This is a genomic window from Emticicia sp. MM (assembly GCF_001649495.1).
On record NZ_LXHX01000090.1, the window covers coordinates 1 to 26,752 of the forward strand.

The 26,752-nt window shown below is 38.1% G+C and carries 16 protein-coding genes; 10 read left to right on the top strand and 6 right to left on the bottom strand.

Going from position 1 to position 26,752, the window contains the following annotated elements; all coding sequences use genetic code 11:
• The first annotated feature begins 225 nt into the window (after positions 1 to 225).
• The 5 genes from A6M55_RS10340 to A6M55_RS10360 all read left to right on the top strand — a co-directional run bounded on the left by A6M55_RS10340 (position 226) and on the right by A6M55_RS10360 (position 13,226).
• Entirely contained in the window at positions 226 to 3,234 is a 3,009-nt protein-coding gene (locus A6M55_RS10340) for a TonB-dependent receptor (RefSeq protein WP_064197508.1), read from the top strand.
• 49 nt (positions 3,235 to 3,283) lie between these two features.
• Positions 3,284 to 4,765 carry a RagB/SusD family nutrient uptake outer membrane protein gene (locus A6M55_RS10345; RefSeq protein ID WP_064197509.1) on the top strand — a complete coding sequence of 494 codons (1,482 nt, stop codon included), beginning with the start codon at positions 3,284 to 3,286 and terminating at the stop codon, positions 4,763 to 4,765.
• A gap of 224 nt (positions 4,766 to 4,989) precedes the next feature.
• The gene (locus A6M55_RS10350; protein WP_064197510.1) at positions 4,990 to 8,298 is read left to right on the top strand and encodes a VCBS repeat-containing protein; all 3,309 of its coding nucleotides are present in this window, start codon (positions 4,990 to 4,992) and stop codon (positions 8,296 to 8,298) included.
• Positions 8,299 to 8,303: 5 nt separating this feature from the next.
• Positions 8,304 to 11,636 carry a VCBS repeat-containing protein gene (locus tag A6M55_RS10355; RefSeq protein ID WP_064197511.1) on the top strand — a complete coding sequence of 1,111 codons (3,333 nt, stop codon included), beginning with the start codon at positions 8,304 to 8,306 and terminating at the stop codon, positions 11,634 to 11,636.
• A gap of 51 nt (positions 11,637 to 11,687) precedes the next feature.
• Positions 11,688 to 13,226, top strand: coding sequence for a VCBS repeat-containing protein (locus tag A6M55_RS10360; protein WP_064197512.1), 1,539 nt, complete (start codon positions 11,688 to 11,690; stop codon positions 13,224 to 13,226).
• 210 nt (positions 13,227 to 13,436) lie between these two features.
• On the opposite strand, the gene A6M55_RS10365 is transcribed toward A6M55_RS10360, so the two are convergent.
• Positions 13,437 to 14,066 carry a hypothetical protein gene (locus A6M55_RS10365; protein ID WP_064197513.1) on the bottom strand — a complete coding sequence of 210 codons (630 nt, stop codon included), beginning with the start codon at positions 14,064 to 14,066 and terminating at the stop codon, positions 13,437 to 13,439.
• A gap of 214 nt (positions 14,067 to 14,280) precedes the next feature.
• Here A6M55_RS10365 and A6M55_RS10370 point away from each other — a divergent pair, with 214 nt between their 5' ends.
• From A6M55_RS10370 to A6M55_RS10390, 5 genes are all read left to right on the top strand, one after another.
• Positions 14,281 to 16,803, top strand: coding sequence for a TonB-dependent receptor (locus A6M55_RS10370; RefSeq protein ID WP_064197514.1), 2,523 nt, complete (start codon positions 14,281 to 14,283; stop codon positions 16,801 to 16,803).
• Entirely contained in the window at positions 16,803 to 17,867 is a 1,065-nt protein-coding gene (locus tag A6M55_RS10375; protein ID WP_064197515.1) for a DUF4249 domain-containing protein, read from the top strand. The genes A6M55_RS10370 and A6M55_RS10375 overlap by 1 nt, the downstream gene beginning before the upstream one ends.
• Before the next feature lie 127 nt (positions 17,868 to 17,994).
• Entirely contained in the window at positions 17,995 to 19,521 is a 1,527-nt protein-coding gene (locus A6M55_RS10380; protein ID WP_064197516.1) for a lipopolysaccharide biosynthesis protein, read from the top strand.
• Between the two features lie 99 nt (positions 19,522 to 19,620).
• Complete coding sequence (locus tag A6M55_RS10385) at positions 19,621 to 20,499, top strand: glycosyltransferase family 2 protein (RefSeq protein ID WP_064197517.1); 879 nt, start codon at positions 19,621 to 19,623, stop codon at positions 20,497 to 20,499.
• On the top strand, positions 20,496 to 21,338 hold the full coding sequence (locus A6M55_RS10390; protein ID WP_064197518.1) for an NAD-dependent epimerase/dehydratase family protein: 843 nt from the start codon (positions 20,496 to 20,498) through the stop codon (positions 21,336 to 21,338). The genes A6M55_RS10385 and A6M55_RS10390 overlap by 4 nt, the downstream gene beginning before the upstream one ends.
• Positions 21,339 to 21,340: 2 nt before the next feature.
• Here A6M55_RS10390 and A6M55_RS10395 read toward each other — a convergent pair whose 3' ends face one another.
• From A6M55_RS10395 to A6M55_RS10415, 5 genes are all read right to left on the bottom strand, one after another.
• Complete coding sequence (locus A6M55_RS10395) at positions 21,341 to 21,733, bottom strand: MerC domain-containing protein (RefSeq protein ID WP_082892981.1); 393 nt, start codon at positions 21,731 to 21,733, stop codon at positions 21,341 to 21,343.
• A gap of 118 nt (positions 21,734 to 21,851) precedes the next feature.
• Entirely contained in the window at positions 21,852 to 22,667 is an 816-nt protein-coding gene (gene panB, locus A6M55_RS10400; RefSeq protein WP_064197520.1) for a 3-methyl-2-oxobutanoate hydroxymethyltransferase, read from the bottom strand.
• 52 nt (positions 22,668 to 22,719) lie between these two features.
• Positions 22,720 to 24,000 carry a murein hydrolase activator EnvC gene (locus tag A6M55_RS10405; RefSeq protein ID WP_064197521.1) on the bottom strand — a complete coding sequence of 427 codons (1,281 nt, stop codon included), beginning with the start codon at positions 23,998 to 24,000 and terminating at the stop codon, positions 22,720 to 22,722.
• Positions 24,001 to 24,052: 52 nt separating this feature from the next.
• Positions 24,053 to 24,910: a DUF4292 domain-containing protein gene (locus A6M55_RS10410; protein ID WP_082892982.1), complete on the bottom strand. Its 858-nt coding sequence runs from the start codon at positions 24,908 to 24,910 to the stop codon at positions 24,053 to 24,055.
• Positions 24,911 to 24,970: 60 nt separating this feature from the next.
• Positions 24,971 to 26,695 carry a tetratricopeptide repeat protein gene (locus A6M55_RS10415; protein ID WP_064197523.1) on the bottom strand — a complete coding sequence of 575 codons (1,725 nt, stop codon included), beginning with the start codon at positions 26,693 to 26,695 and terminating at the stop codon, positions 24,971 to 24,973.
• Positions 26,696 to 26,752 lie beyond the last annotated feature (57 nt).

The following is a 26,752-nucleotide window of genomic DNA, read 5'->3' on the forward strand; positions in this document are numbered from 1 at the left end:
TTAAAGAAATTTTATTTTTTAATATAAAATTTTGGACTTTATATATTTCTTTTTGTAATTTTGGGAGTTAATTAGAAAAATAATTCAACGATTTCTAAACAAATTTCTATATCACGTGGTTGGATTCGTCAAACCAACGCTGCATAGACAATGATAGAACAAGAAAAGACGATTTATTTTTTAAGTTAAATTAATCATTTATTAATCTTTCTTTAATTACAACCTATGATGAAGTCCTACCAAGTGGGTCGCTATATTGGGCGACTATCAGCTTGTGTGAAAAAAACTATTTTCACAATCGCTGCAATGCTGTTAACATCACTCACTTTCACTGTGATGGCACAAGAAGTAACTGTTTCGGGTACGGTAAAAGGAGCTGATGGCAGTGGATTGCCAGGAGTAACTGTACAAACAAAAGGTACAACCAAAGGTACTCAAACAGACTTAGATGGAACGTACAAATTGGCTGGTGTACCAAAAGGTGGTGTATTGGTATTCAGTTTTGTAGGTATGGAAACCAAAGAAGTTGCAATCGGTAACAAAACTGTTGTTGATGTAACTTTAGTTGACGACACTAAAGCTCTTGAAGAAGTAGTTGTTGTTGGTTATGGTACTCAAAAAAGAAAAGAAATTTCAGGTACCGTGACAAGTCTCGGTAGCCGTGATTTCAACGCTGGTATCGTTACAAACCCATTAGCGGCTGCCCAAGGTAAAGTTGCTGGTTTGGTAATTACACAAAGTAGTGGTGACCCTAACTCAAGACCAACTGTACGTTTGAGAGGTACTGGTTCATTGAATGCTGGTTCTGAACCACTTTATGTAATTGATGGTGTGATTGGTGCTCCAATCGAAAATATTGCTCCAGAAGATATTCAAACTATGGATGTATTGAGAGATGCTTCTTCTGCTGCAATTTATGGTTCAAGAGGTGCGAATGGTGTAATCTTGATTACTACTAAAAGAGGTAAATCAGGTGTTCCAAGTGTAGATTTCAACGCTTATGTGGGTACAGAGTCTATTTCTCAAAAACCAGATTTGATGAATGGTGCTCAATTTAGAGAAGCTGCGAAAAAATACAATCAAGCTTTTACTGATAATGGAGCAAATACTGATTGGTTAGATGTAATTACTCGTCGTGCAAGTACACAAAACTATCAAGTTGGTGTATCTGGCGGTTCTGATAAAACTTCTTATCGTGCATCAGTAGGTTATTTAGACCAAATTGGTACGTTGATTGGTTCTGGAAAAAACCGTTTGAACGCTCGTTTAAACCTTGATTCAAGAGCATTGAACGATAAATTGAATTTAAAATTCAACTTCTCTGCTTCACAAGCAAATGCTGACATCGCTCAAAACATTGCTCTTGGTTTGGCTCAAAATATGCGTCCAACTGACCCTATTTACAATGCAGATGGCACTTACTACCAAATACCTGGTACATTTGCTAACTATAACCCATTAGCAGTTGTTGAGAACAGAACGCAAAAAGAAAAATTAAGCGATTTATTAGGAAATGTTCAAGCTGCCTATACAATTGTTGACGGTTTAATATTCAATGTAAGTGGTACATTACGTACACAAGCAAATAATATCAGTGCATTCCAAAATTCATTCGCTAACGTTCCAATCAGAGGTTCAGCAGGTAACTCGGCAGGAAGACAATTAAATGCAGTAACTGATAAACAATTAGAGACTACTTTAAGCTACAGCAAAGCCATTTCTTCAAATAGTAATTTAAATTTATTGGCTGGTTATACTTACCAAGATGTTGTTAATGATGGTTTCGGTGTTATCAACAATAACTTCTTAACAGACATTTTAGAGGGGAATAATATTGGTTCAGGTCTCGGTATCAGAACAAATCCTGGTTTCATCGGTTCTTACAAAAACGAATACAAATTGGTTTCGTTCTTAGGCCGTGCTCAATACAGCTTGGCAAATAAATATTTTGCTACTGTAAACTTACGTCGTGATGGTTCTACTAAATTTGGAGATAACAACAAATGGGGTTTCTTCCCATCGGTTTCAGTTGGTTGGACACTTAGCGAAGAAGCTTTCTTGAAAGGAAACGCTGCAATTGATAACTTGAAACTACGTGTTAGCTGGGGTAGAACAGGTAACTCTGAAGGTATCAGACCATTACTTTCTAAATCATTCTATGGCCCAAGTGGTTCTTACTATGATGGAAATTCAGGAAGTTTCTTACCTGCTTATGCTATCCAATCAAACCCAAATCCAAACTTGAAGTGGGAAGTTAACGAAAACTACGGTGCTGGTATCGACTACTCATTGTTGAAAGGAAAAATCTCAGGTTCGATTGACTGGTACACTCGTCAAACTAAGGACTTGTTATTTACAGTAAATGCTCCGCAAGAAAAAGGATATGTATATCCAACAATCTTAGCTAATATCGGTAGCATGCAAAATAGAGGTTTAGAGATTTCATTGGCTTACCAATGGGTTGATACTAAAGACTTCTCATTTAGCTCAACATTTGCTGGTTCATTCAACAGAAACAAAGTAATTAGCTTGAAAAATAATGAGTTTGCTGCTCCAGACCAAGTATTCTTATCTACAAGTTTAGGTAACTTCATCAGAGGTACATCTGCTGTAAACTTCTCAGTATTACAATCAGGTCAACCAGTTGGTGTATTCTACGGTGCTAAAGTTGCAAGTATTTCTGATAAAGGTACTTATGTATTCCAAGACTTAGATGGTAATGGTAAAATCGAACCAAGTGCAGGTGACAGAACTTACCTTGGAAATCCAAATCCATTCTTCGTTGGTGGTTTAACTAACAATATCAAATACAAAGCCCTTGACTTCCAATTCCAATTGACAAGTAATTTAGGTGCTAAAATCATGAATACTAACGCATTATTGCTCGGAAGACAAGATGGTCGTATCGCAGAAAGTAACGCATTGGTGTCGGCATTGACTTCAAAAATCAATGATACACAAACAATTCCGATGGATTATTATGTTGAATCTGGTAACTACCTACGTTTGAACAACGCTTCATTAGGTTACACTATTCCAGTAGGAAAAGGTATCGTTAAGAGAGCTCGTGTATATGTTGCTGGAAATAACTTATTATTATTCACTAAATACTCAGGTGTTGACCCAGAAGTTAGTCAAGCTCTATCAATTGGCTCACAAGCACCAGGTATTGATGTTCGTGAAACATATTACAAAACTCGTGGTATCACGGCTGGTGTAAATGTAAGTTTCTAAAACATTTTATTAAACATTCTGTTTAAACATAATAAATATTAATTTTATCATGAATAATATAAAAAAACACATTTCAAAAGTACTTTCTGCTGCTGTTGTAGTGTCGGCTTTATCGCTACAATCTTGTACAGACTTAACAGAACCAGTATATGATGCAATCCCTGCAGACCAGTTTTTGAAAACTGATGCTCAGGTTGCTGCGGCTCTTGGACCTGCTTACTCTGGTATGAGAGGTATTACTTGGGACTGGTTTAACCCAAGCGAAGCAACTTCTGACGAATTAATCGTTCCTACTCGTGGTGGTGACTGGTTTGATAATGGTGACTGGTTGGCGTATTCTCGCCATACTTGGACTGCACAACACGGCCCAATCAATGGTATGTGGGGATTCATTTTCGGAAATGTTGCTCAAGTTAACCAATTGATTCCAGTAGTAAGTGCAAATAAGGCTGCCGTAGATGAGCTTCGTGCTATCCGTGCATTCTATTATTTCATGGCAATTGATGCGTTTGGTAATGTGCCTATCGTTACAGATGCAAAATCTTCTGGTGCGACAAAAACACGTGCAGAGGTTTATGCTTTCATTGAGTCAGAATTGACATCTGCTATTCCAAGCCTTCCTGCTGGAAAAGCATACAGCCGTATGACACAAGATGCAGCAACAATGTTGTTAGCTAAATTATACTTAAATGCTGGTGTTTATAAAGGAACAACTGAGTGGCAAAAAGCTTATGATACCATTGATAAGGTTATTAAATCTAAAAATGGTTACTCATTAGCAGCAACTACGCTTGCTAACTTTACTACTCAAAACCAAAACTCATCAGAAGCAATCTTCAATATTCCTTTTGATAGCTTCTTGGCTGGTGGTTTGAACTTCCAAATGAGAACTTTGCACTATGCTAACCAACAAACTTATGGTTTAGGTAATGCCCCTTGGAATGGTTTCTGTACGCTTGCCGATTTCTATAGCTCTTTTGATTCAAAAGATGCTCGTAGTGCCATGTGGATTTCAGGTCAACAATTCTCTGCTTCTGGTGCAAAATTATTGGATGCCAAAAATCAACCATTAGCGTTTATTCCTGATTTCGCTAAAGACCAAATGACAGATGCTGACCCTGAGTTCCAAGTAGCAGGTATTCGTTCTCAGAAATATGAGATTCAAAGAAACAACCCGAACGGAGACCAAGATAATGACTACGTATTCTTCCGTTTAGCTGATGCTATTTTGATGAGAGCTGAAGCGGCTTTCAGACTTGGAAAAACTACTGAAGCTCTTGCTGATGTAAATACAATCAGAGCTCGTTCATTAGTTGACCCATTGAAGACTATTACTGCTGCTGATATCTTAGCGGAAAGAGGTCGTGAAATGGCATGGGAAGGTTGGAGACGTAATGATATGATTCGTTTCGGAACATTCAGTACTACTCGTAAATTCATGAAGGTTGTTGATAAGACAAGAGAATTGTTCCCAATTCCTCAAGCTCGTATCGACGCTAACCCATTGTTGAAGCAAAATCCTGGATATTAATATTTAGTATCTTTCTTAAAAAGGCAGTTCCTATCGGTTCTGCCTTTTTATTTTGTAAATATTTGATAATTAACGATTAAGACTTTCGGCTTTTTGCTATAAGGTTTATTTATTACTAATTTTGTAGTCCGAAATTTTTCAGTTTAAAATATCGGCAGCGAAACTTTTACACCTTTGGTAGTTTAATAGATACTACAAAGAAAAAATACTTTAACCTATAATTGATGAAAAAAATACTCTGGGCTATCTCATGTGTGGGGCTGTTGCTTTCTTGTTCAAAAACCGAAGATACACTCTTTGAATCATTACCTTCTTCGGTAACAGGAATTGATTTCGTAAATAGAAGCCTCGAAAGAAAAGACTTCAACATATTCAACTACCGTAATTTCTACAACGGTGGTGGTGTTGCAATTGGTGACATCAATAACGATGGTTTATCTGATATTTTTGTGACTTCAAACTTTGAAGACAATAAACTTTATCTGAACAAAGGTAAAATGGCCTTTGAAGATATTACTACAAAAGCAGGTATAACTGGCAAAAAATTCTGGTCAACGGGTGCAACTTTTGCCGATGTCAATGGTGATGGTTTGATGGATATTTATGTCTGTAATTCAGGAAGCCGTGACCAACGTGGCAATCAGCTATACATCAATCAAGGTATAAAAAACGGCATTCCAAGCTACAAAGAGCAAGCCAAAGAAGCGGGTCTTGAAGATGGAGGCTTCTCAACCCACGCAGCTTTCTTCGATTATGACCGTGACGGAGATTTAGATATGTATCTGCTCAATAATAGCTTCACTCCTATTGATAAGCTTGGCTACGTCAATCTTCGTAATGAACGTGATAAACTCGGTGGTGATAAACTTTTTCGCAATGATAGCCCGACCGCAACCGAAATAAAGTTTACGGATGTTTCGGAAGAAGCAGGTATCTATGGAAGCTTGATTGGCTTTGGATTGGGTATCACGATTGGCGATGTCAATAACGATAACTGGCCTGATATTTATATCTCAAATGATTTCTACGAACGAGATTATCTGTACATTAATCAGAAAAACGGTACATTTAAAGAGGACCTTGAAAACCAAATGCCGCACACGAGCCTGAGTTCGATGGGGGCTGATATTGCTGATATTAATAATGATGGAAATTTGGACATTTTTGTAACAGATATGCTTCCAGGTGATGACCGACGTTTGAAAACTACCAGTGTTTTTGAGGGATATAATTTGGTAGATTTAAAGCTAAAACAAGGTTTTTGGCACCAATATATGCGGAATAACCTTCATCTAAATAATGGTGATGGTTCTTTTAGCGAAGTTGGCCAACTGGCGGGCGTTCACGCTACTGACTGGAGTTGGGGAGCATTAATTTTTGATATAGACAATGATGGATTGAAAGACCTTTTTGTAGCAAATGGAATCGCTAAAGACCTAACTGACCAAGATTTTGTTGAGTTTTTGGGCGATAGAAATACGATGCAACAAATGCTTGATGGCAAGATTTTCAATGCCAAAGAATTTATTGATAAAATATCGTCTGTTCCGATTCCAAACTATGCCTATAAAAATGAAGGTAACTTAAAGTTTACGAACAATGCTAAAAATTGGGGACTCGAAGGGCCAGGGTTTTCAAATGGCTCGGCTTACGGAGATTTAGACAATGATGGCGACCTTGATTTAGTAGTAAATAACGTAAACGCCCCACTCTCGGTTTTCAAAAATAAAACCAACGAAAAGACCAAAAATCATTTCCTGACTGTAAAACTGAAAGGAACTGGTAAAAATCTTAACGGAATTGGTGCAAAAATTACGGTTTATCAACAAGAAACGAGCATTGTTTTACAACAAATGCCTAATCGTGGTTTTCAGTCTTCGAGCGACCACCAAATGGTTTTTGGGTTGGGAGAAAAAGCTACTATTGATTCAGTAAAAATCATTTGGCCAGATGATAAAATGCAGGTTTTAAAAAACCAAAAAGCAGACCAAACGCTTACGCTTGATTATAAAAATGCAAACTTACTTTTCAAGGAAACCACTCCTGTAAAAACGCCTATTTTCAGCGATATTTCAGCAAATACGCTTGCTTATACGCACCTTGAAAGTAGCTTTCAAGATTACGACCGTGATGTGTTGCTCAAACAAAAATACTCAACTCAAGGGCCAGCAATGGCAGTGGGCGATGTAAATGGCGATGGTCTGGACGATTTGTATCTCGGTGGTGCGGCTGGTCAGGCAAAGCAACTTTTCATTCAGCAAAAAAATGGAAAGTTTGCAGAATCAAAGCAAATTGATTTTGGAATGGATTTGACAACCGAAAATACGGATGCGATTTTCTTTGATGCTGATAAAGACAACGACCTCGACCTATTTATCGTGACAGGTAGCAATGAATTCCCTGAAAATGCTCCCGAATTACACGATTTACTTTACTTGAATGATGGAAAAGGGAACTTCAAACGTGATGTACGTTTTCCTTCTATTTTTGAAAATGGCTCGTGTGTAGCCACTGCCGATTTTGACAAAGATGGCGACCAAGATTTATTTGTGGGCTCACGCATGATTTCGGGTAAATATGGAATGAATCCTTCCAGTAATTTCTACATAAATGATGGCACGGGTGAATTTAAGAATCAATCGAAGCGTTTCATGGCAGAAATCAACGAGCTTGGCATGGTAACAGATGCCGAATGGAGTGATATTGATAAAGATGGCTACATGGATTTGATTGTAACGCAAGATTGGGGACAGATCGTGATTTTCAAGAATGAACGTGGCAGAAAAATGACTCTTTCGAGCAAAATTAAAGATTCGGAAGGACTCTGGAACTGTATCAAACCAGCCGATATTGATGGCGATGGCGATACTGATTTTATTGTAGGAAATATCGGTGATAATACTAAACTTAAAGTGTCACCCGAAAATCCTGCTTTGCTTCACGTAAAAGATTTTGATAGCAACGGAACTGTTGAACAAATAATTTCATGCTTAACCGAAGATGGTAAAACCTACCCAATGGTGCTAAAAGGTGAACTCCAACGTGCTTTGCCGATGATAAAACGTAAGTATGTGAAATACACCGATTATGCCAATCAGAGCATTACGGATATGTTTACGCCCGAGCAGATGAAAGACTGCATTGAAAAGAAAATCACAACCACCAAAACCGTGTTTTTGATAAACGATGGCAAAGGCAATTTTGAAATGAAAGCCTTGCCTATTGAAGCTCAATATTCCAGAATTGCAGCAATCGAAACAGGAGACTTTGATAAAGACGGTATTTTGGATATTCTTCTGGCAGGGAATTTCTACGATGTTTTACCAGAATGGGGTCGTTTCGATGCCAATTATGGTTTGTTTATGAAAGGAAAAGGAAAAGGAAATTTTGAAGTAAAGAAATCAAGCGAAACAGGTTTCAAAACAATTGGTCAAGTTCGCAAGATGTATAAATTAAGGGCCAGTGCAAATCAAGAGGTAGTAGTGTTGGCAAAAAACAATGATAAAGCACAAGTGTTTAGTTTAAAAAAGTAAAACCTATGAAATCAATAGTTAAATTTTTAAGTACAATTACGTTCATTTCTTTAGTTTTTAGCTCGTGTAAGTCTGGTGAGAAAGAAAACGATGTAGTTTTATTCAAAAAACTTTCTCCAACCGAAACCAAAATTGATTTTATCAATCAAATAAAGGAATCGAAAGACTTTAATATTCTCGATTATCTCTATTTTTATAATGGCGGTGGAGTAGCTGCAGGCGATATTAACAATGATGGTCTAACCGATTTGTTTTTTGTTTCAAATCAAGGGAAAAGCAAGCTTTATTTAAACAAAGGAGTAAAAGATAGCTCTCCACAGTTTGAAGATATTTCTACTAAAGCAGGCATTGAGGGCTTTTCCGACTGGAAAACTGGTGTAACGATGGCCGATGTCAACGGAGATGGTCTGCTTGATATTTATGTGTGTGCGGTTGGAAATTATAAAGGCTTAGAAGGCTCAAACGAACTCTATATCAATAACGGGGATTTGACTTTCACCGAAAAATCAGACGAATACGGGCTCGATTTTACTGGATTTTCGACCCAAGCGGCCTTTTTTGATTATGATAAAGACGGTGATTTGGATATGTACTTGCTCAATCACGCTGTGCATAACACCCGCTCCTATGACCGTGTAAATACTCGTATGCTCAAAGACAACGAAGCTGGCGATTACTTGTACCGCAATGATAACGGAAAGTTCACTGATGTCAGTAAAGAAGCAGGTATTTATCAAGCCGCAATGGGCTATGGTTTGGGCATTTCAGTTGCCGATTTAAACAATGATGGCTGGCAAGATATTTATGTAAGTAATGATTTTCACGAAGACGATTACTATTATATTAATCAAAAAAACGGCACTTTTTCAGAAGAAGTAAAACAGCATTTCAAGCATTTGAGTCGCTTTTCGATGGGTTCGGATATTGCCGATATAAACAACGATGGCTATCAAGATGTAATGACGCTTGATATGTATCCCGAAGACGAAGCCGTTGAGAAATCATCAGTTGGAGAAGACCCACTTGATATTTACTTATATAAACTTCAATTCGGATATTTCAATCAATACAGTCGCAACTGCCTACAACTAAGCATGGGTGGCAAGAAATTTAGCGATATTGCTCCTTCGGCGGGCGTTATGGCTACTGATTGGAGTTGGAGTACACTTTTGGCAGATTACGATGGCGATGGAATCAAAGATATTTTTATCACCAACGGTATTTTACGCCGCCCAAATGATTTAGATTATTTGAAATTTATCGCAAGCGATTCTCTGCACTTCAATTTACCAACTTCCGAAAAACTCGACCAAGAGGCAATAGACAAAATGCCAAGCGGAAAATGGCACAATTATCTCTATAAAGGCACAAAAGAATTGCGTTTTCAAGATAAATCGGCCGTTTGGGGTTTTGATGAAAAAGGTATTTCAAACGGTGCCGCTTATGCCGATTTAGACAACGATGGCGATTTAGACCTCATTTCTAATAACCTCAACGAGCCAGCGGCCATTTACCTCAACAATAGTCGTCAGGTTTTGAATAATAATTTCGTCAAAGTTAAATTCAAAGGTAATGATAAAAATACTTTTGGAGTTGGGGCAAAAGTTATTCTAAAAACAGCCGATGGCGAGCAACTACAACAAATGATGCCAACCCGTGGTTTCATGAGTTCGGTTGAACCATCATTGATTTTCGGCATCGGAAAACTCGCCAAAGTTGATACAATGATGGTAATTTGGGAAAATGAAATGATGGAAATCATCACAAATCCCAAAATCAATACTTTACTTACGCTCGACCAAAACAACGCCAAAATAAAAGTAGCTGACCACCAGTTCTTTGTGCCAGCAGTTCCGATTTTTGAAGAAGTTACAAACCAAGTAAATATTCCGTTTGTACATCAAGAAAACGTTTATTTCGATTTCAATAGAGAGTTTTTGATTCCATTCAAAGTATCGGTCGATGGCCCTAAAATGGCAGTTGGCGATGTAAATGGCGATGGCTTAGAAGACTTTTATGTGGGTGGTGCAAAATACCAAGCGGGTTCGCTTTATTTACAAAAAACCGACGGTAAGTTTGTAGCTTCACCGCAAGCTGTTTTCAAAGAAGATTCATTGCAAGAAGATGTCGATGCTTTATTTTTTGATGCTGACGGAGACAAAGACCAAGACCTTTATGTGGTTTCGGGTGGAAATGAATTTTATGACCAAATGACTCAACTTTTCGACCGTCTTTATCTCAATGATGGTAAAGGCAACTTCTCGAAATCTGCCTCTGCCCTACCGCCAATGTATGATAATAAATCGTGTGTAAGACCGTGCGACTTTGATAAAGATGGAGATATTGACCTATTCGTTGGTGGACGTGTAGTTGGTTACAATTACGGAAAATCACCTCGTTCGTATCTTTTAGTAAACAATGGCAAAGGGAAATTCTCGGATGTAACCGTCAATAACGCCCCCGAACTCCGTGAAGCAGGCATGATTACCGATGCCATTTGGGCAGATTTCGATAAAGATGGCGACCAAGATTTAACCGTAGTTGGCGATTGGATGCCAATCAGAATGTTTGCCAACGATAAAGGTAAATTCAAAGAAATTGACAATAGTTTGAGCAAATTTACTGGCTTTTGGAATGGTATCACAGCGGCCGATTTCGATAAAGATGGAGATATTGACTACATAGTAGGAAATCTCGGCACAAATACTAAATTCAGAAAAGAAGAAGGTGGCAAGCTAAAAATGCTCATCAAAGACGTTGATGGCAATGAAGCAAAAGACCATATTGTAGCCTATAATCGTGGCGAACATTGGTATCCAGTAAATAGCAAAGATGAAATGGGTAAGCAAATGCCAAGTATTATCAATAAAAAATACGTTGAATACAAAAACTTTGCTGGCAAAACCATCGACGAATTGTTTACTAAAAAAGAACTAAAAGATGCCGAAGAAAAGCTCGTCAATACCTTTGAGTCTGTTTATCTCGAAAATCAAGGAAATAATACGTTCAAAATGACTGTACTACCGAGTTTAGCACAAGTTTCAAAAGTAATGTCGCTCGTAACCGAAGATGTTGACAACGACGGAAATTTGGACGTAATCATAGGCGGAAACTTCAGTGGTGCGAATATGTATCAAGCACGTTATGATGCTTTCTTTGGTTTGATTTTGAAAGGAAATGGAAAGGGAAGATTTGAGGCATCAGTTCCGACCGATAATGGCCTATTGATGGAAGGCGATGTTCGTGATATCAAAACTTTGAAAACGCCTAAAACCAAATACTATTTCGTTACTCGAAATAACGATAAAATGCAGGTTTTCAAGAAAATAACGAAGTAAATCATTGGTTGGGGTTCAAAATTTTGAACCCCAACGTTTATATTCCGATTAATGAAATTAAAATATTCAAATCTACTCATTCTTAGTGCATTTTTGGTGATTGGCATCTCAGCTATTTCAGTTAGTTGCAAATCATCGAAAGAAGCCGAAGGCGAAAAACTTGCCCAAACCTATTGTGCAAGCTGCCACCTATTGCCAAGCCCCGACATGCTACCAAAGAATGTTTGGCAATATAGTACTTTACCCTACATGGGAATTATGATGGGTGTAGCAACTGAAATCAACGGTTTAGAAAAGCCACTTTCAGATTACGCCATTCTTCGCCCTGCTTCGCAGATGATTAGTGATGAAGAATGGCTCAAAATCAAACGTTATTACTTAGCTAATGCTCCAAAAACGCTCGATATGCCTAAATATGAAAACTTAGAAGAGCTTAAAGGAAGATTTGAAATACAGAAGACCAATATTGCCATTCAAGGAGCAACGATTCCAAATTTTACGGCAATTACGATTGATACGATTAACCAAAAAATTATTGCTGGCGACCAATCAAACCGAGTAATTTGGGTACTTGACCAAAATGGTAAACCAACTCAAACAATCACAAATCAGAACGCATTAACAAACATAGATTTAACAAATGCCAAAAACAGCCAATATTTATTGACTTATATTGGCACCACGACACAGGCAAATCCTGATGTAAATGGCTCGGCCGAACAAGTAGAAATCAAGAATAATGCTTTTGTAAATGCAAAAAAACTTTTACCAAATCTCAATCGTCCGATTGAAGTTATTACAAAAAATCTTGATGAAAGCCCCGAAGATGAGCTAATCAGCAATGAATTTGGCTTTAAAGAAGGTGGGCTTTCTATTTGGAAAAAAGATGCTAAAAATCAATACCAAAAGCAGGTTTTGAGTACGCAAACAGGAGCTACCAAAACAATCGTCATGGATTTTAATGGCGATAAACGAAATGATATTTTGGCACTTTTCGCACAAGGAGACGAGCAAATTATTTTATATTTAAATAAGGGAGGCTTGAAATTTGAAGCAAAACAACTTCTACGTTTTCCTTCGATTTATGGTACGAGTTCGTTTGATATTGCCGACATTAATAAAGACGGAAAATTTGATATTGTTTGTACTGCGGGTGATAATGCCGATTTCTCGACAATTCTGAAGCCTTATCACGGAGTTTATATTTATACAAATACTGGTTCGGCTGGTTCACCGCAATTCAAACAAAGCCATTTTTTCCAACAAAATGGAGCGACGAAAGTAATCCCAAGAGATTTTGATAATGATGGAGATATAGATTTGGCATCAATCGCTCTTTTCCCTGATAACGACCACCGCCCACTCGAGGGTTTCATTTATTTTGAAAATACAGGCGATGATTTCAAGCAAAAAACACTCAATATCAACCATTTAGGTCGTTGGAGTGTAATTGATGCCGCCGATATTGACCACGATGGCGATATTGATATGGTATTGGGAAGCCACCCAGTAGCCAAGTTTCCCGCAGGTTTTGACCAAGCATGGAAACAAGGCAGTGGCTTAGTTATTTTAAGAAATAAAACGAAGTAATTATCTTACTAACACATGCTAAGCAACTCTACCCTGAAAGGGTTCAACATAAATAGCCGTAGGTGCAAACCTACGGAAAAATGGCAAATTGACGTTAAAAACCCTGAAAGGGTTTAACTTCTGCTTTTCGGTGTTCGGTGTTTATTGTTCAACCCTTTCAGGGTTGTAACATCTTTATTACATTAATCCATAGGTTTCACCTACGGCTATTCACTTTCGACCCACTTCGGGGTCGGTATGATGCCTAACATGAGTTACTAAAACACTATCTACGTACTGATAAAATTCGTGGTTATCGAAATAACCAACTCCTCCATAATAAAAGGCCGTTTTCTTGTTAGTTATCAAGTGGCTCGCAGGAAAAACTTCAATATCAGCAGGAAAATGGCCATTCTTGAATACATAAAACGGCATTGAAAGTACATTCTTTTGAAGAAAATTACGAGCGGTAGCCAGGCTATCATTGCTCATTAGCAAAAACCGAATTTTACCCTTGTATTTTTGACAAAACTGCTGAATATCAAGCATTTCTGTGCTGTTATTTATATTTCCGTAGTGCAAAAAGACATTACTCGTATCAAGCAGTTCAGCAATAGCCATTTCTTTTCCGCTCATCACCTCAATTACAGTATCTTTTATTAACCTTGCTCTATCGTTTTCTCTTACACTTAGCGGACTCATCCAATTTGCTTCATCATAAGATTTTCGGCCAGCTTTTATGTTGGCAATAAATTTATCTTTTTCGATACTTTGTGTTGAATAACGATTCATTTTCAAGACAATAAAATACCCCGAAATTGTCAATACAATTGCTGCGATAATGTAACCGATTTTCTTCATAGTTCTTTATTTTGATTGTTTGCCTCAAAACTACTATTTGATTGAACATCAGGCTGTTAAAGAAACCTAATTGATGTTAAGGAATGTTAAGCACACCCCAAATCATCGCTTTTCTAATTCCTTCTGTCGTTTATTCTTCACCATTCTTCTATTTTCATACGCATTGGTCGCAAAAATGCCTTATCTTTGATATTGATAATACGTAAACCTATAGATGAAAAAGCATTTACTAATTTGGGCATTTCTATGCCTTTCCACCACCTTGCTGCACCACGAAACCTACGCTCAAAAAAAGGGTTTCTTACTTTCAGGTACGGTAAAAGATGCCGAAACCAATGCTCCTCTCGAAAATGCCAATATTTTGTTTTCGGGACTAACGTTTGGTACACAAACCGACTCATCGGGCAAGTTTTCAATCTTTCTTCCTGCTACTTCTTACCAAATTGTGGTCAGAATGTTGGGTTATAAAATCAAAATCGAACGATTTACGCTCAACAAAAACACAGAATTTGATTTTTTACTCGAAAAAACAGCTAAAATTCTTGACGAAGTAGTAATCACTGCCGAAAAAGCCGATGCCAACGTCAACCGAACCATGATGGGTGTCGAGAAAATTTCGGGTAAAACCATGAAAAAACTCCCCACACTTATGGGCGAGGCCGATGTTATCAGAAGTATCATGCTTTTACCTGGCGTAACGACAGTTGGCGAGGGTGCTTCGGGTTTCAATGTTCGAGGCGGAAATGTTGACCAAAACTTAGTGCTTTTAGATGGTATTCCGCTTTTTAATACTTCTCATCTCTTCGGTTTTTTCACGGGCTTCAATGCCGATATGGTGCAAGATGTGAGCCTTTTCAAAGGTGGAATTCCATCCATGTACGGCGGCCGAGCTTCTTCTGTTTTAGATGTACGATTGAAAGAAGGGAATTTCGATAAATGGAGTGTTCAAGGTGGGATTGGACCAATTTCAAGCAGATTACTGCTCGAAGGTCCAATTTTCAAGGGTAAAACTTCAGTCATTGTTGGAGCAAGAGCCTCATTATCAGATTTTTATTTACGCTACTTCAATAATCCTTCGCTCAAAAATAGTAATGCTAATTTTTACGACGTAAATGCAAAAATAACGCATCGTTTTGGTAATAATCAGCGTATTTCATTGGCGGCTTACACAAGCGATGATGCCTTTAAATTCGCTCAAGACACTTCATACTATTGGAATACTCAGAATGTTAGTCTGAAACACAATGCCCTTATCGGCACAAAACTATCGCATAATTTTACAGCTTTCGTGAGTAAATACAAATACGGAAATAAAGGTTTTAAGCCTCAATACGAGTATAATTGGCAGCCATCAATCACGCAGCAATCTATCCGTGAAGATTTGAGTTATGAGCTTTCAAACAAAAGCCGTATTGACTTTGGCGGAGATTTTAGCATTTATCGAAATGATGCAGGAAGTTTATTACCCAATTCAGCCGAGTCAATCATTGACCCATTCCGAATGCCCGTGCAACACTCACGAGAAATGTCTGTTTATGCGGGTCATAGCCTAAATTTGAGCAAAAATATAAGCATTGATTATGGTCTGCGATATGCTTATTATCAGCTTGTTGGCCCCGATAAAATTTATACTTATCAACTCGGAAAACCACGAGAAATTGAAACAATTACCGATACGTTGACTTACAAAAGAGGCTCAGTTATTCAATCTTATGGCGGTTTCGAGCCACGTTTTTCGTTAGCATTTAAGGTTGATTCAAGTCTTTCGGTTAAAATTGGCTTCAACCGTATGCAGCAGTTTATGCACTTGCTTTCAAATACGATGGCCATTTCGCCTGCCGATATTTGGAAAAACAGCAATGCCCAACTTCCGCAACAAATTGCCGACCAGTTTTCGATTGGGGTTTTCAAAAACTTTAACAATGCACAAAATAATACTTTCGAGACATCGGTTGAAGTTTATTACAAAAACCTCAAAAATGTTATCGACTACGTTGATGGTGCAGCACTTTACCTCAATCAGGCAGTCGAAACACAACTTTTAGTCGGAAAAGGCTACGCTTACGGTGCGGAGTTTTTTTTGAAAAAATCTCGTGGAAAGAAGCTAACAGGTTGGTTATCATACACTTATTCTCGTACTTTCCGACAAATTGAAGCCAACGAAAATCAGATTGGAGCAAATTTTGGATTGAAATTTCCTGCAAATTTTGATTCTCCGCATAACGTAAAATTTGTATTGAATAATCGTTGGACAAAACGCCTGACTTTCAACGCCAACTTTACGTATAATACGGGTCGCCCGATTACCTACCCGAACGGTCGCTATAAAATATATGCTTTCAGCGATGTTTATGATTATATGGTCAAAAATGGACTAAATCCTCGTGCTGGCCTTGACAGTAAGTCTTATGTTTTCAATGGTCAAATCTATGTATTTCTCGATAATGCCACCATTCAAGAAATCTTAGATGGCTATGCTTCACCCAGTTTTACGCTGCGAAATGCTGAGCGAATCCCCGATTATTTTAGACTTGATTTAGGGCTTACACTCGACCCCAAAGAAAATAGTAAATCGAACAGCAGTTGGAATTTTTCGATTTATAATATCCTGAATCGTCAGAATGTCTATTCAATCTATTTTAAATCATCCACTGGGCTTCGTAATCTTGCCCGCACCTACAAACTATCGGTTTTGGGTGCAGCCATTCCATCACTAACTTATAACTTTAAATTCTGATGAAAAAAATAACAGTTTTCCTGATGTTCTGTTCGTTATTTTTTTCTTGCGAAACAGAAATAACCGACTTCAAAACTCAAAATTTGAGTACCGCCTACGTTGTTTATGGCGAAATGAGCAACATTAATGGCCCGTATAGTGTGCGTATCAATCGCACGAGTTCTTACTCACCTTACGACATCACAGCTTTTCAAGGCGATGCCATCAAAGGTGCTGACGTAAGAATTATTGATAATGCGGGAGTTATAACTCAACTGACCGAGACTCGAAGTGGGTTATACCAGACTTCATCAACTTTCAAGGGAATTGTGGGCAAAAAGTACCAATTAAAAATAAAAACGAATGATGGTGTAGAGATAGAATCAACTGCCGAAACCTTGAAAGCCCCAACTCCACTCAATGATTTTTCGTATAAATTCATCAATGCCGATCGTGTAGAAGATATGCGTTTCGATGTAACGGCTTCTATCAAAGACTCGAAGGAAACCGAAGATTATTATTTTATCAGGCGTCAAGATTTTATTCAGTTTCTGACCACTTGTCCAGAGCCACCACCACCACCCGCACCAGTACCAGTGTGTTATTCAAAATGTTGGCGGGCCCCGCTCAACACCCAACCAATTTTAATCAATGATTTTTTGGTGAATGGCAAAAATCTGCCCATTTCGTTGGGAAGTGTTGATGCGAAAGACTTTCCTGAATGGATAATTCAATTAGATGTTTTTTCGGTCTCGAAAGAAACCTATAATTATTGGAAACGCCAAGAAGACCAACGGGTAATTGGCGGTGGATTATTCGATAAAATTCCTGCTCAAATCATCGGAAATATGAAATGTACAAACCGTGCAAACCAAGAAGTTTTGGGGATTTTTCAAGTGAGTGGAGTTGTAAAACAACGCCTCTCAGTTGACCGGCTTGGAGCATTGAATGCTGAAAATCTACAAAAAGTACAGACTTATGCCAATTTTAATAATATTCGTTATAAAGATTTGGCTCTTTGGGACTGCAAAAATGCGGGTTTTGTAGATTATAATATTGGTTATACAATACCCAATTTATTTTGATTTTACACACTCCAATTTTACGAAAATAAAGCAATCGCTTGCAAATCACTGCGTAAGTGCTGAAATTGCAGATAATTTCCTGTAAAAATCACAAAAAATCGACTGCCTATTGCTGGTAGACTAAAATATGAGTGTAGTAAAAAAACTGGCGAGCGACACCGCCCTTTATGGTTTAAGTAGTATTGTTGGACGTTTTCTCAACTGGCTTTTGGTAGCGGTTCATACCCGTGTTTTCGACCAACCTAAACTCCTTGCTGATAACAACCAACTCTATGTTTGGGTAATCTTGTTGAATATTCTCTATACCTACGGTATGGAAACCGCTTTTTTCCGCTACGCTAAGAAAGAAAATCGCCAAGAGTACTTCAATCTTATACTCTCTTACATCATTCTGACGAGTGTTATTTTTTCGCTTATTATTTTCTTTTTTGCTACACCTATCATCAACTGGATGGGTTTTCCAGGTAAAGAACGCCTCATTGTTTGGTTTGCCATTATTTTGGCAACTGATGCCATCGCAGCCATTGCGTTTGTAAAGTTAAGAGCCGAAAACCGAGCAAAACGCTTCGTATTTATTCGCATGACAAATATTTTTATCAATATTGGGCTAAATGCCTTTTATTTGATGTTTTGTAAATACATCCACGAAGGCCTTTTCCTTGAATCATGGAAGCCCTTTGCCAATTATTTCTACAATCCAGCTATTGGGCCTGATTATATCGTTTGGGCTAATTTTATTGCCAGTTTGATTACAATTTTGCTTTTGTGGCGAGAATTTATCGACTTTCGTTTTAGCTTCGATTTCCAAAAGTTTAAGCCTGTTCTAATCTACGCTTACCCATTACTTATCATGGGTTTGGCAGGTGCAGTCAATCAAACCGCCGACCGCCTGATGTTTATCAAAATACTCCCCGAAGGATTTTATAAAGGTCTTACGAGTGACGATGCTTTCAGTATCTACGCCAATGTTTATAAACTTTCAATTTTCATGTTGCTCGTAGTGCAAGCGTATCGCTACGCAGCCGACCCATTCTTTTTCTCGAAAGCCGAAGATAAAAACTCTCCTTCGATGCTCGCTCTCGCCACCAAATGGTTTACAATTGCCTGTGTTCTGATTTGGGTGGGCGTAAGCATCAACATTGACTTGATTAGCTTGATTTTGGGTAAAAATTATCGCTCTGGTATAGTTGTAGTCCCAATTTTATTGCTGGCCAATCTGTTTATTGGGGTTTATCAGAATATATCAATGTGGTTTAAACTGAGCGATAAAACCTATTTCGGCACCTATTTTACTATCATTGGAATGGTTATTACGGTCATTCTAAATATCATTCTGATTCCGATTTGGGGATACGTGGGCTGTGCCGTTACGTTTGCCATTTCTTCGTTTATTATGATGGTACTCTGCTATGTTTACGGTCAAAAATATTACCCGATTCCGTATGAAGTTAGCTCTGTTATTAAATACTTAATCGTTGCGGGAATCTTCATTGTCATTTCTTGGCAAATCAAAATCGAGAATTTAATGTTTTCGATTCCGTTTCATATTTTATTAACCATACTTTTTGTGCTTGGAATCGTTGTTTCAGAACGAACAAGTTTGGGAATAAGGCTGGGTGGTTCAAAGGCACAACGGTTCAAAGATACAGAGTAAAAGACTTTTGTCTGTTTCGTGCTATTCTTGTTAAAACTCCATAATTCTATAAAAAACTTTGTGCCTTTGCCACTATGTGCCTTTGTGCCTAATACAAAAATGAATACCGAATTTTCTTTTATCATATTATCTTTTAACGAAGAACAGCACCTGCCAAGGCTACTTGAGTCTATCAAAGACCTCAATGCCGAAACGTTTATTCTTGACTCAGGAAGCACCGATCGAACGCTTGAAATTGCAGCCAGTTATGGGGCAATCGTCAAGCACAATAAGTTTGAAAACCACCCAAAACAATGGGATTTTGCTCTTAAAAATTTCCCAGTAAAAACCCCTTGGACAATCGGTCTTGATTCAGACCACATCGTTCTGCCTGAATTACTTGAAATGCTGAAAAATTTCAAGGATTCAAGCACGCCAGCTGATGTCAACGGAATTTTCTTTAACCGAAAAAACTATTTCAAAGGTCGCTGGCTCAAGCACGGAGGATATTTTCCAAAATATTTGATGAAAATGTTCCGCACAGGTGTGGGTTTCTCAGACCTCAACGAAAACATGGATCATCGTTTTGTGGCCGAAGGTAAAAACATCGTTTGGGACAAAGGCTATTTGAAAGAAGAAAACCTCAAGGAAAACAAAATCAGTTTTTGGATTGAAAAACATAACCGATACAGCGACCAAGTTGCTCGTGAAGAAATTGAAAGAAAGAAAGAATTACGCAATCAAACGATTCAACCAAAATTCTTCGGAAATCCTGACCAACGAGTCGCATTTTTGAAAAAAATTTGGTGGGATATGCCACTTTTTGTGCGTCCATTTATCTATTTTTTCCACCGATATTTTATTCAACTCGGTATTCTTGATGGCAAAGAAGGTATGATTTTCCATTTCCTGCAAGCCCTTTGGTTTAGGTTTGTGGTCGATGTAAAGATTTTTGAATTGGAGAGCGAAGAAAAGCTGAAAAACGAAACAAGCAAATGAATAAATCAATAAGTATTTTGGGCTGTGGCTGGTTGGGTTTGCCACTCGGAAAACATTTTTCGGATAAAGGCTATACAATAAAAGGAAGTACAACTAATGAAGAAAAACTACCTATTCTGACAGAAAATGGTATCGAAGCTTTTCGCATTCAACTTAATCCACAAATTGTTGGCGAAAATGTGGATAACTTTTTAAATTCCGAAACGTTGTTGATAAACATTCCTCCACGTATTAGCCTTCAGAAAGTGGATGCCCACGTGGAGCAAATTTCTAATTTGATTACGCACATCAAAACTTCATCTATTAAAAATATCATTTACATAAGTTCGACTTCGGTTTACCCCGAACTGAATAGAGAAGTATTTGAAGAAGATGTCATCACACCCGAGCAATCGGCCAGTCCAACGATGGTAAAAGCCGAAAAGTTATTACTCGCACTTTGGAAAGAATCTTCGATTAATCTAACGATTCTTCGCTGCGGTGGACTGATGGGTTACGAACGAATTCCCGCCAAATATTTTTCGGGTTGGAAAGGTCTCACAACGGGCGATATTCAAGTGAATTACGTCCATCGTGATGATGTAATTAAGGTTATTGAAACTATTATCGAAGATAAGATTTGGAACGAAACTTTTAATATTGTTTCGCCAATTCATCCTACAAGAAAAGAAATTTATGCTAAAAACTGCGAAGAATTAGGCTTTGAGATGCCCGAATTTGTAGCACCAACAGAGCCTCAGCCATTCAAAATCATTAGTTCAAAAAAATGGCTCGAACATTCGAAATATGAATTTATCTACGAAAATCCCTTAGATTATTACTACAAAAGAGTAAACTAAAATTAGTGAGAATGACTGTGACACGCACGACGGTGAGAATTCCAGTTTACGTAATAAGCAGAGGCCATCACTAAAGCACCCGTAACGTTGAAGAGGATTTCGTATGTACCTTTAGCCAAGAATAAACCCGTAAAATTAAAACAGAGAGCAACCACCAAAAGTCGAAGTGGTAATGGATTTTGGTGGTTTCGGTAATCTTTTATCAATAAGAAAATTGCCAAAACTGCACTCGCACCAATCAAATACATTTCTGATTGTTCGCTCAAAAAACTCTCCCCTAAAAATGGTAAAGCTGTCATCAAGAAAGGCATCGCCAAACAATGAATCGTGCAGAGTATTGAAAGCCACAAACCTACTTTATTGAGTGTATGATAATGAGTGAATATTTTCCGCATAAAAAACTCGAATTCTATGATTTATCGCAAGCAGAAACTTGCATGCAATAGTGTTGCAAAGATAAGTATTAATGCAACGCTATTGCAAATATTTTGGTTCAAGTTTGAGTAAATATTATCAGTAAGATTCTTTTTCGTTCGGAAAATCAGACGATTTCACATCTTTTGTATAATTCATTACGGCTTCAGTCATAATTGTATGCAAATCTGCGTAACGGCGTAGGAAACGTGGAGAAAAGTCTTTGTTAATGCCCAACATATCATGTACGACCAAAATTTGTCCATCGCAACCATTTCCTGCACCGATTCCGATTGTTGGAATTGCCACCGAGTCGGTTACTTTTTTGGCGAGAGCAGCTGGAATTTTCTCCAAAACCATTCCAAAACAACCTACATCATTGAGCATTTTAGCATTAGCCATGAGTTGCTCGGCTTCTTCTTCTTCTTTGGCACGCACGGCATACGTACCGAATTTGTAAATAGATTGTGGCGTAAGTCCTAAGTGGCCCATTACTGGAATTCCAGCACTTAAAATACGCTCAATAGATTCTTTTATTTCGATTCCACCCTCCAATTTCACAGCATGTCCACCCGATTCTTTCATAATTCTGATAGCCGAACGCAATGCTTCTTCTGAGTTTCCTTGATATGAACCAAACGGTAAATCTACTACCACTAAAGCTCTTCTTACACCCTTCACAACTGCCTGTGCGTGATAAATCATGTTATCGAGCGTAATCGGTAGCGTAGTTTCGTGACCTGCCATGACGTTTGAGGCAGAATCTCCAACTAAAATAAGTTCAACGCCAGCCGCATCAACGATTTTTGCCATTGAATAATCATAAGAAGTCAAACAGGCGATTTTCTCACCTTTGCGTTTCATTTCTTGAAGCGTATGCGTGGTAATACGCTTAATTTCATTGTGTACTGACATAGAATATTTGTTTAAAAACGTCGGCAAGGTTTTGAACCTTGCCGATGTTAGACTATCTCGGAACAAGCCAGCCTTCGGGGTTTAAATGCTGGCTATTATGCCAAATCTGAAAATTTATTTCGGTTGCACCGCCCGATTCTCCTGCGGTTCCGATGGTTTCTTTTGCACCAACTTTCTGCCCTACTGACAAGAAAATTTGTCGTAAATTGGCATAAACTGTAAAATATTCGCCGTGTTGAATCAAGACAACATTGCCAAGTCCAGGAATTTCAGTTACGTCTTTTACTTCGCCAGCATAAACTGAGCGAACAGTTGCATTGGTAGAAGTCTGAATATCAATTCCGTTATTATTTATTAAAACACCATTCAAAACTGGGTGTTCTTTAATGCCAAATCTATCTGAAATAAAACCTCGCTGAACTGGCCACGGTAAACGAGCTTTTGAAGCTGCAAAAGATTTGCCGAGAGCAGTTTCTACATCATCTAAATCTTTGGTCACTTTCTTCGCAACTGGTTTCTTTACCTTATTTTTAGCTAATTTTGCTTCTCGGTCTTGCTTGAGTTCTCGTTCACGATTTTTACGGGCAATCTCTCGTGCCACCACAGCCGCAATAGACGATTCGAGTTTACTCACCGATTTTTTTGTCGCCTCAATCTCCTTTCTCAAATCTTTTTCCTTTTTCGACAACTCACCCACCATTTCAGTTTGGCGGCTTTTGAGTTGTTCGAGATACTGAGCTTCGGTGAGTTTTGCTGAAATAATTCGTTTTTTATCAGATTTTTTACCTTCCAAGTTTGCTTGTCGCTCACGCAATAAAGCTACCACTTTCATCATCTGAGCCACTTGCGACTTTCGATTATCAGTGTATTGCTGAAGATATTTATACCTCATAATGAGGTCATTAAATGATGATGACGAAAATAAAAAACTCAGTTGATTGATTTTTCCGCTAATTTTTGACGCCCCATAGAGCATGGCGGCATATTCTCGTTGGAGGGTATCAAGTTTTTGTTCGAGTCCACTTTTGGCATCAATAATATCTTGCATTTCCATATCAATCAGCTCCATGTCTTGCTCCATAAGGCCAATTTGCTCTTCTTGCGACGAAATCTGTTCTTTGATTGCCTTGATTTTCCCGACAGTTACTTCTTTTTTCTCTTTGGTGTTTTCTAAGGCACGTTTTGTTTCCGCTATTTTTTCGAGGTTTCTTCGCTTTTCGTTTTCGAGTTGAACCCTGCTCTTTTTTCGGCGTTGGGCAAAAGCATCAGTACCCGCAAGTGTACTCATTACAAAAACACCAATAAAAAAATATATAAAGGTTCTAAGAGCCATTGCAATTAAGGAAGAAATTTATTTCGTCAGACCTTCGGTACAGACGACGCATTTATTTAGGCACATAAGATTTCGGAATACTAAACGCAAAACCTGGGCTTTGGTCGAGTGCTTCAATCTTATTATGTTGCAAATTTATGGAAGTTTGAAGAACCTTGCCATCTTTTTTGGCGTCAATCTTGGCTCTAATGTCTTGCGGGAATATCAAATCGGTGATAGTCAAGAAATTAGAATAATCTATTTCCATTTTGCTATCGCCCGTTTCGTCGCTGGCATTTACTTTTTGAAGTTTCAGATTAGCTTCAGCAATACTATTTTCGATGCTTACAAAACCTTCTTTTTGTTTTATCACAAAATTACCCTCTTGCTTCTCCACTACATCAATTTCACGTTTTTTGATTGGCATATTTCCAATCAAAATCGACTGAACAAGGTCATAATTAAGGTTAAAATTGAACTGTTTACTCAAACTTGCAAAGTCGTATTTATAATACGTACGGTGCAGACGGTCTAAGAAAATAACCGAATCTTTGGTGATGATTCCTCGGCCACCTTCAAGCCCTACCACAATCGATAACCAAATGATGCTATCTTTTTTGATATGAATGTTTACAGGGAAACTCTGCTCTTCGCCACCTGCCGAGAAATTTACTTTTGATTTGATATTGAGATACTTAAAGTCTATTTCGGCGGGTTTTACATCAATTTTAGCAACAACAGGAGTCTCCACTTTAGGCGTTTCGGCTTTAGTTCTTTCATCGGTAACTAAAATCGGTTTTTCGGCCTTCATCGGTTGAGAAGACAGCGTATCAACGGAAACAATATCTTTTTTATGCATCTTGTGTCGCTTGCAAGATGAAGCCGAAAGAATCACAAAAACACTAAGTATCAGAAAAGAATATTTTGACATTTTATGGTTAGTTTATTTCTCCACCCAAATTCTGTGGACAATCGACAACGGACTATTAACTTATTCAATCAACGCCCCAGATTGAATCTTTTTATCAATATTTGTACTATTTTCGCCCATTGAGCGAGCTTTTTTCCATTGTTCAATGGCTTTATCTTTTTCGCCAAGCTGGAAAAGTACATCGCCATAATGCTCAACGATTGTGCCGCTTACGCCTTTTTCTTGCTTCAAAGCACGCTCCAAAAACTCACGTGCTTTTTGGTATTCTTTCATCGTATAAAGAACCCATGCGTGCGTATCAAGGTAGGTTGCGTTATCGCCAAACTTATCAGTCAAACGAGTTGATAATTGCACAGCTCGGCTGAGTTTATCTTTACGCATCGACAAATAATAACTATAATTATTCAGTACGTGTTCGTAGTCGGGGTCAGTTTTCAAAACTGCCTCGTATGCTTCGTCCGACTTGGCGAATTTTTTTAATTCGTTATAAGTATCGCCCAAAAGTGCGTTTACGTGCTTGCCCAATTCGGCATTGTCAACCGATAAATTTCTTGCTTCTTCGAGCGAAGAAACGGCTTTTTGATAATCTTTTTTGGCAAAATTGGCAAAACCATTGTGATACCAAAAAAAAGATTGATTCGGAAAATATTCGATGGCCTCTTCCGAATGTTTCGCCAAACTATCAATATGGTTTAATTTGGCATCTAACTCAACAATGGCCAACCAAACTTCAAAAACTGATTTATCAAACTGCGTTGACTTTACATAATTATCACGAGCAGTCGCCATTTCTCCTTTTTTCATCAACAAATCGCCCAAAACTACGTAGCCTTTTGCTTCATTAGGCGACTGTTTGATTAATTCTTGTGTAAGTGTCAGAAGATTATCAAGTGTTTTGTCGCTGTTATCTTCTTTCATCATGAGCATGTAGCTGCTCAAAATCTTGAACTTAACCTCAACAGGAAGATTTTTGTTAGCAAAAGCTACTTGAAGTTCTTCGTTGCATTTTTCAAGCTCATTTTGTTTGCGATAAATCTCGGCCAATAACACATGAGCTTCGGCAAAATCTGGATTTTTCTTCAACGAATTTTTCAACATCTTGATGGCCTGGTCGTAGCGTTCGTTGGAAATTAGAATCTGTGCTTGTTGCACCACGTATTCTGGTTCGGTTGGCTCAGAAGCAATCAGACGGTCGCCCTCTTCGATGGCTTTTTCGAGCTTGTTTTGTTTCAGATAAATCAATTGTTTTTGTCGAGTGATTTCTTCACTTACACCAATCGTACGCTCAATTTTGTTGTAAATATCAACGGCATCCGAAAATTTTTCCTGTAAAATATAGACATTCGATAAGTCGAGATAATTGTCAACATCTTGCGGAAATTTATCGGCCAACTTCTCGTACATTTCGGCCGCATCTTTATATCGCTTCTGCTTAGTGTAGATTTCGCCCAGAAATTTTCTATAAAACTTATTCGAGTCATCAAGTTTGAGGGCTTTTTCGCTATAAACTGTCGCATTGGCAAGGTCGCTGTTGGCATAATATGCTTTCGCAACCATGTAATTTACGCCCGCACTCGTAGGATTACCTTCGGCGGCTTTTTTGAACAATGGAATAGCTTTATCGTAGGTTTCGGCAATGTAATATTTCATGCCTTCTACGAAATATGCTTCTGATTTTAGGTCTTTCTCCGAAATGCCTTCACTCTCAGTTTTTTTGTTTTTCTGAGCTTCCGAAAACATCGGTAAAGCAACCAAAGCTAAGTATATGATTTGTTTGAATCTCATTGTTAAATTTTGTAGTAGCTTTTCAACGCTAAAAAACACTAAATATTGCAAGTGTCA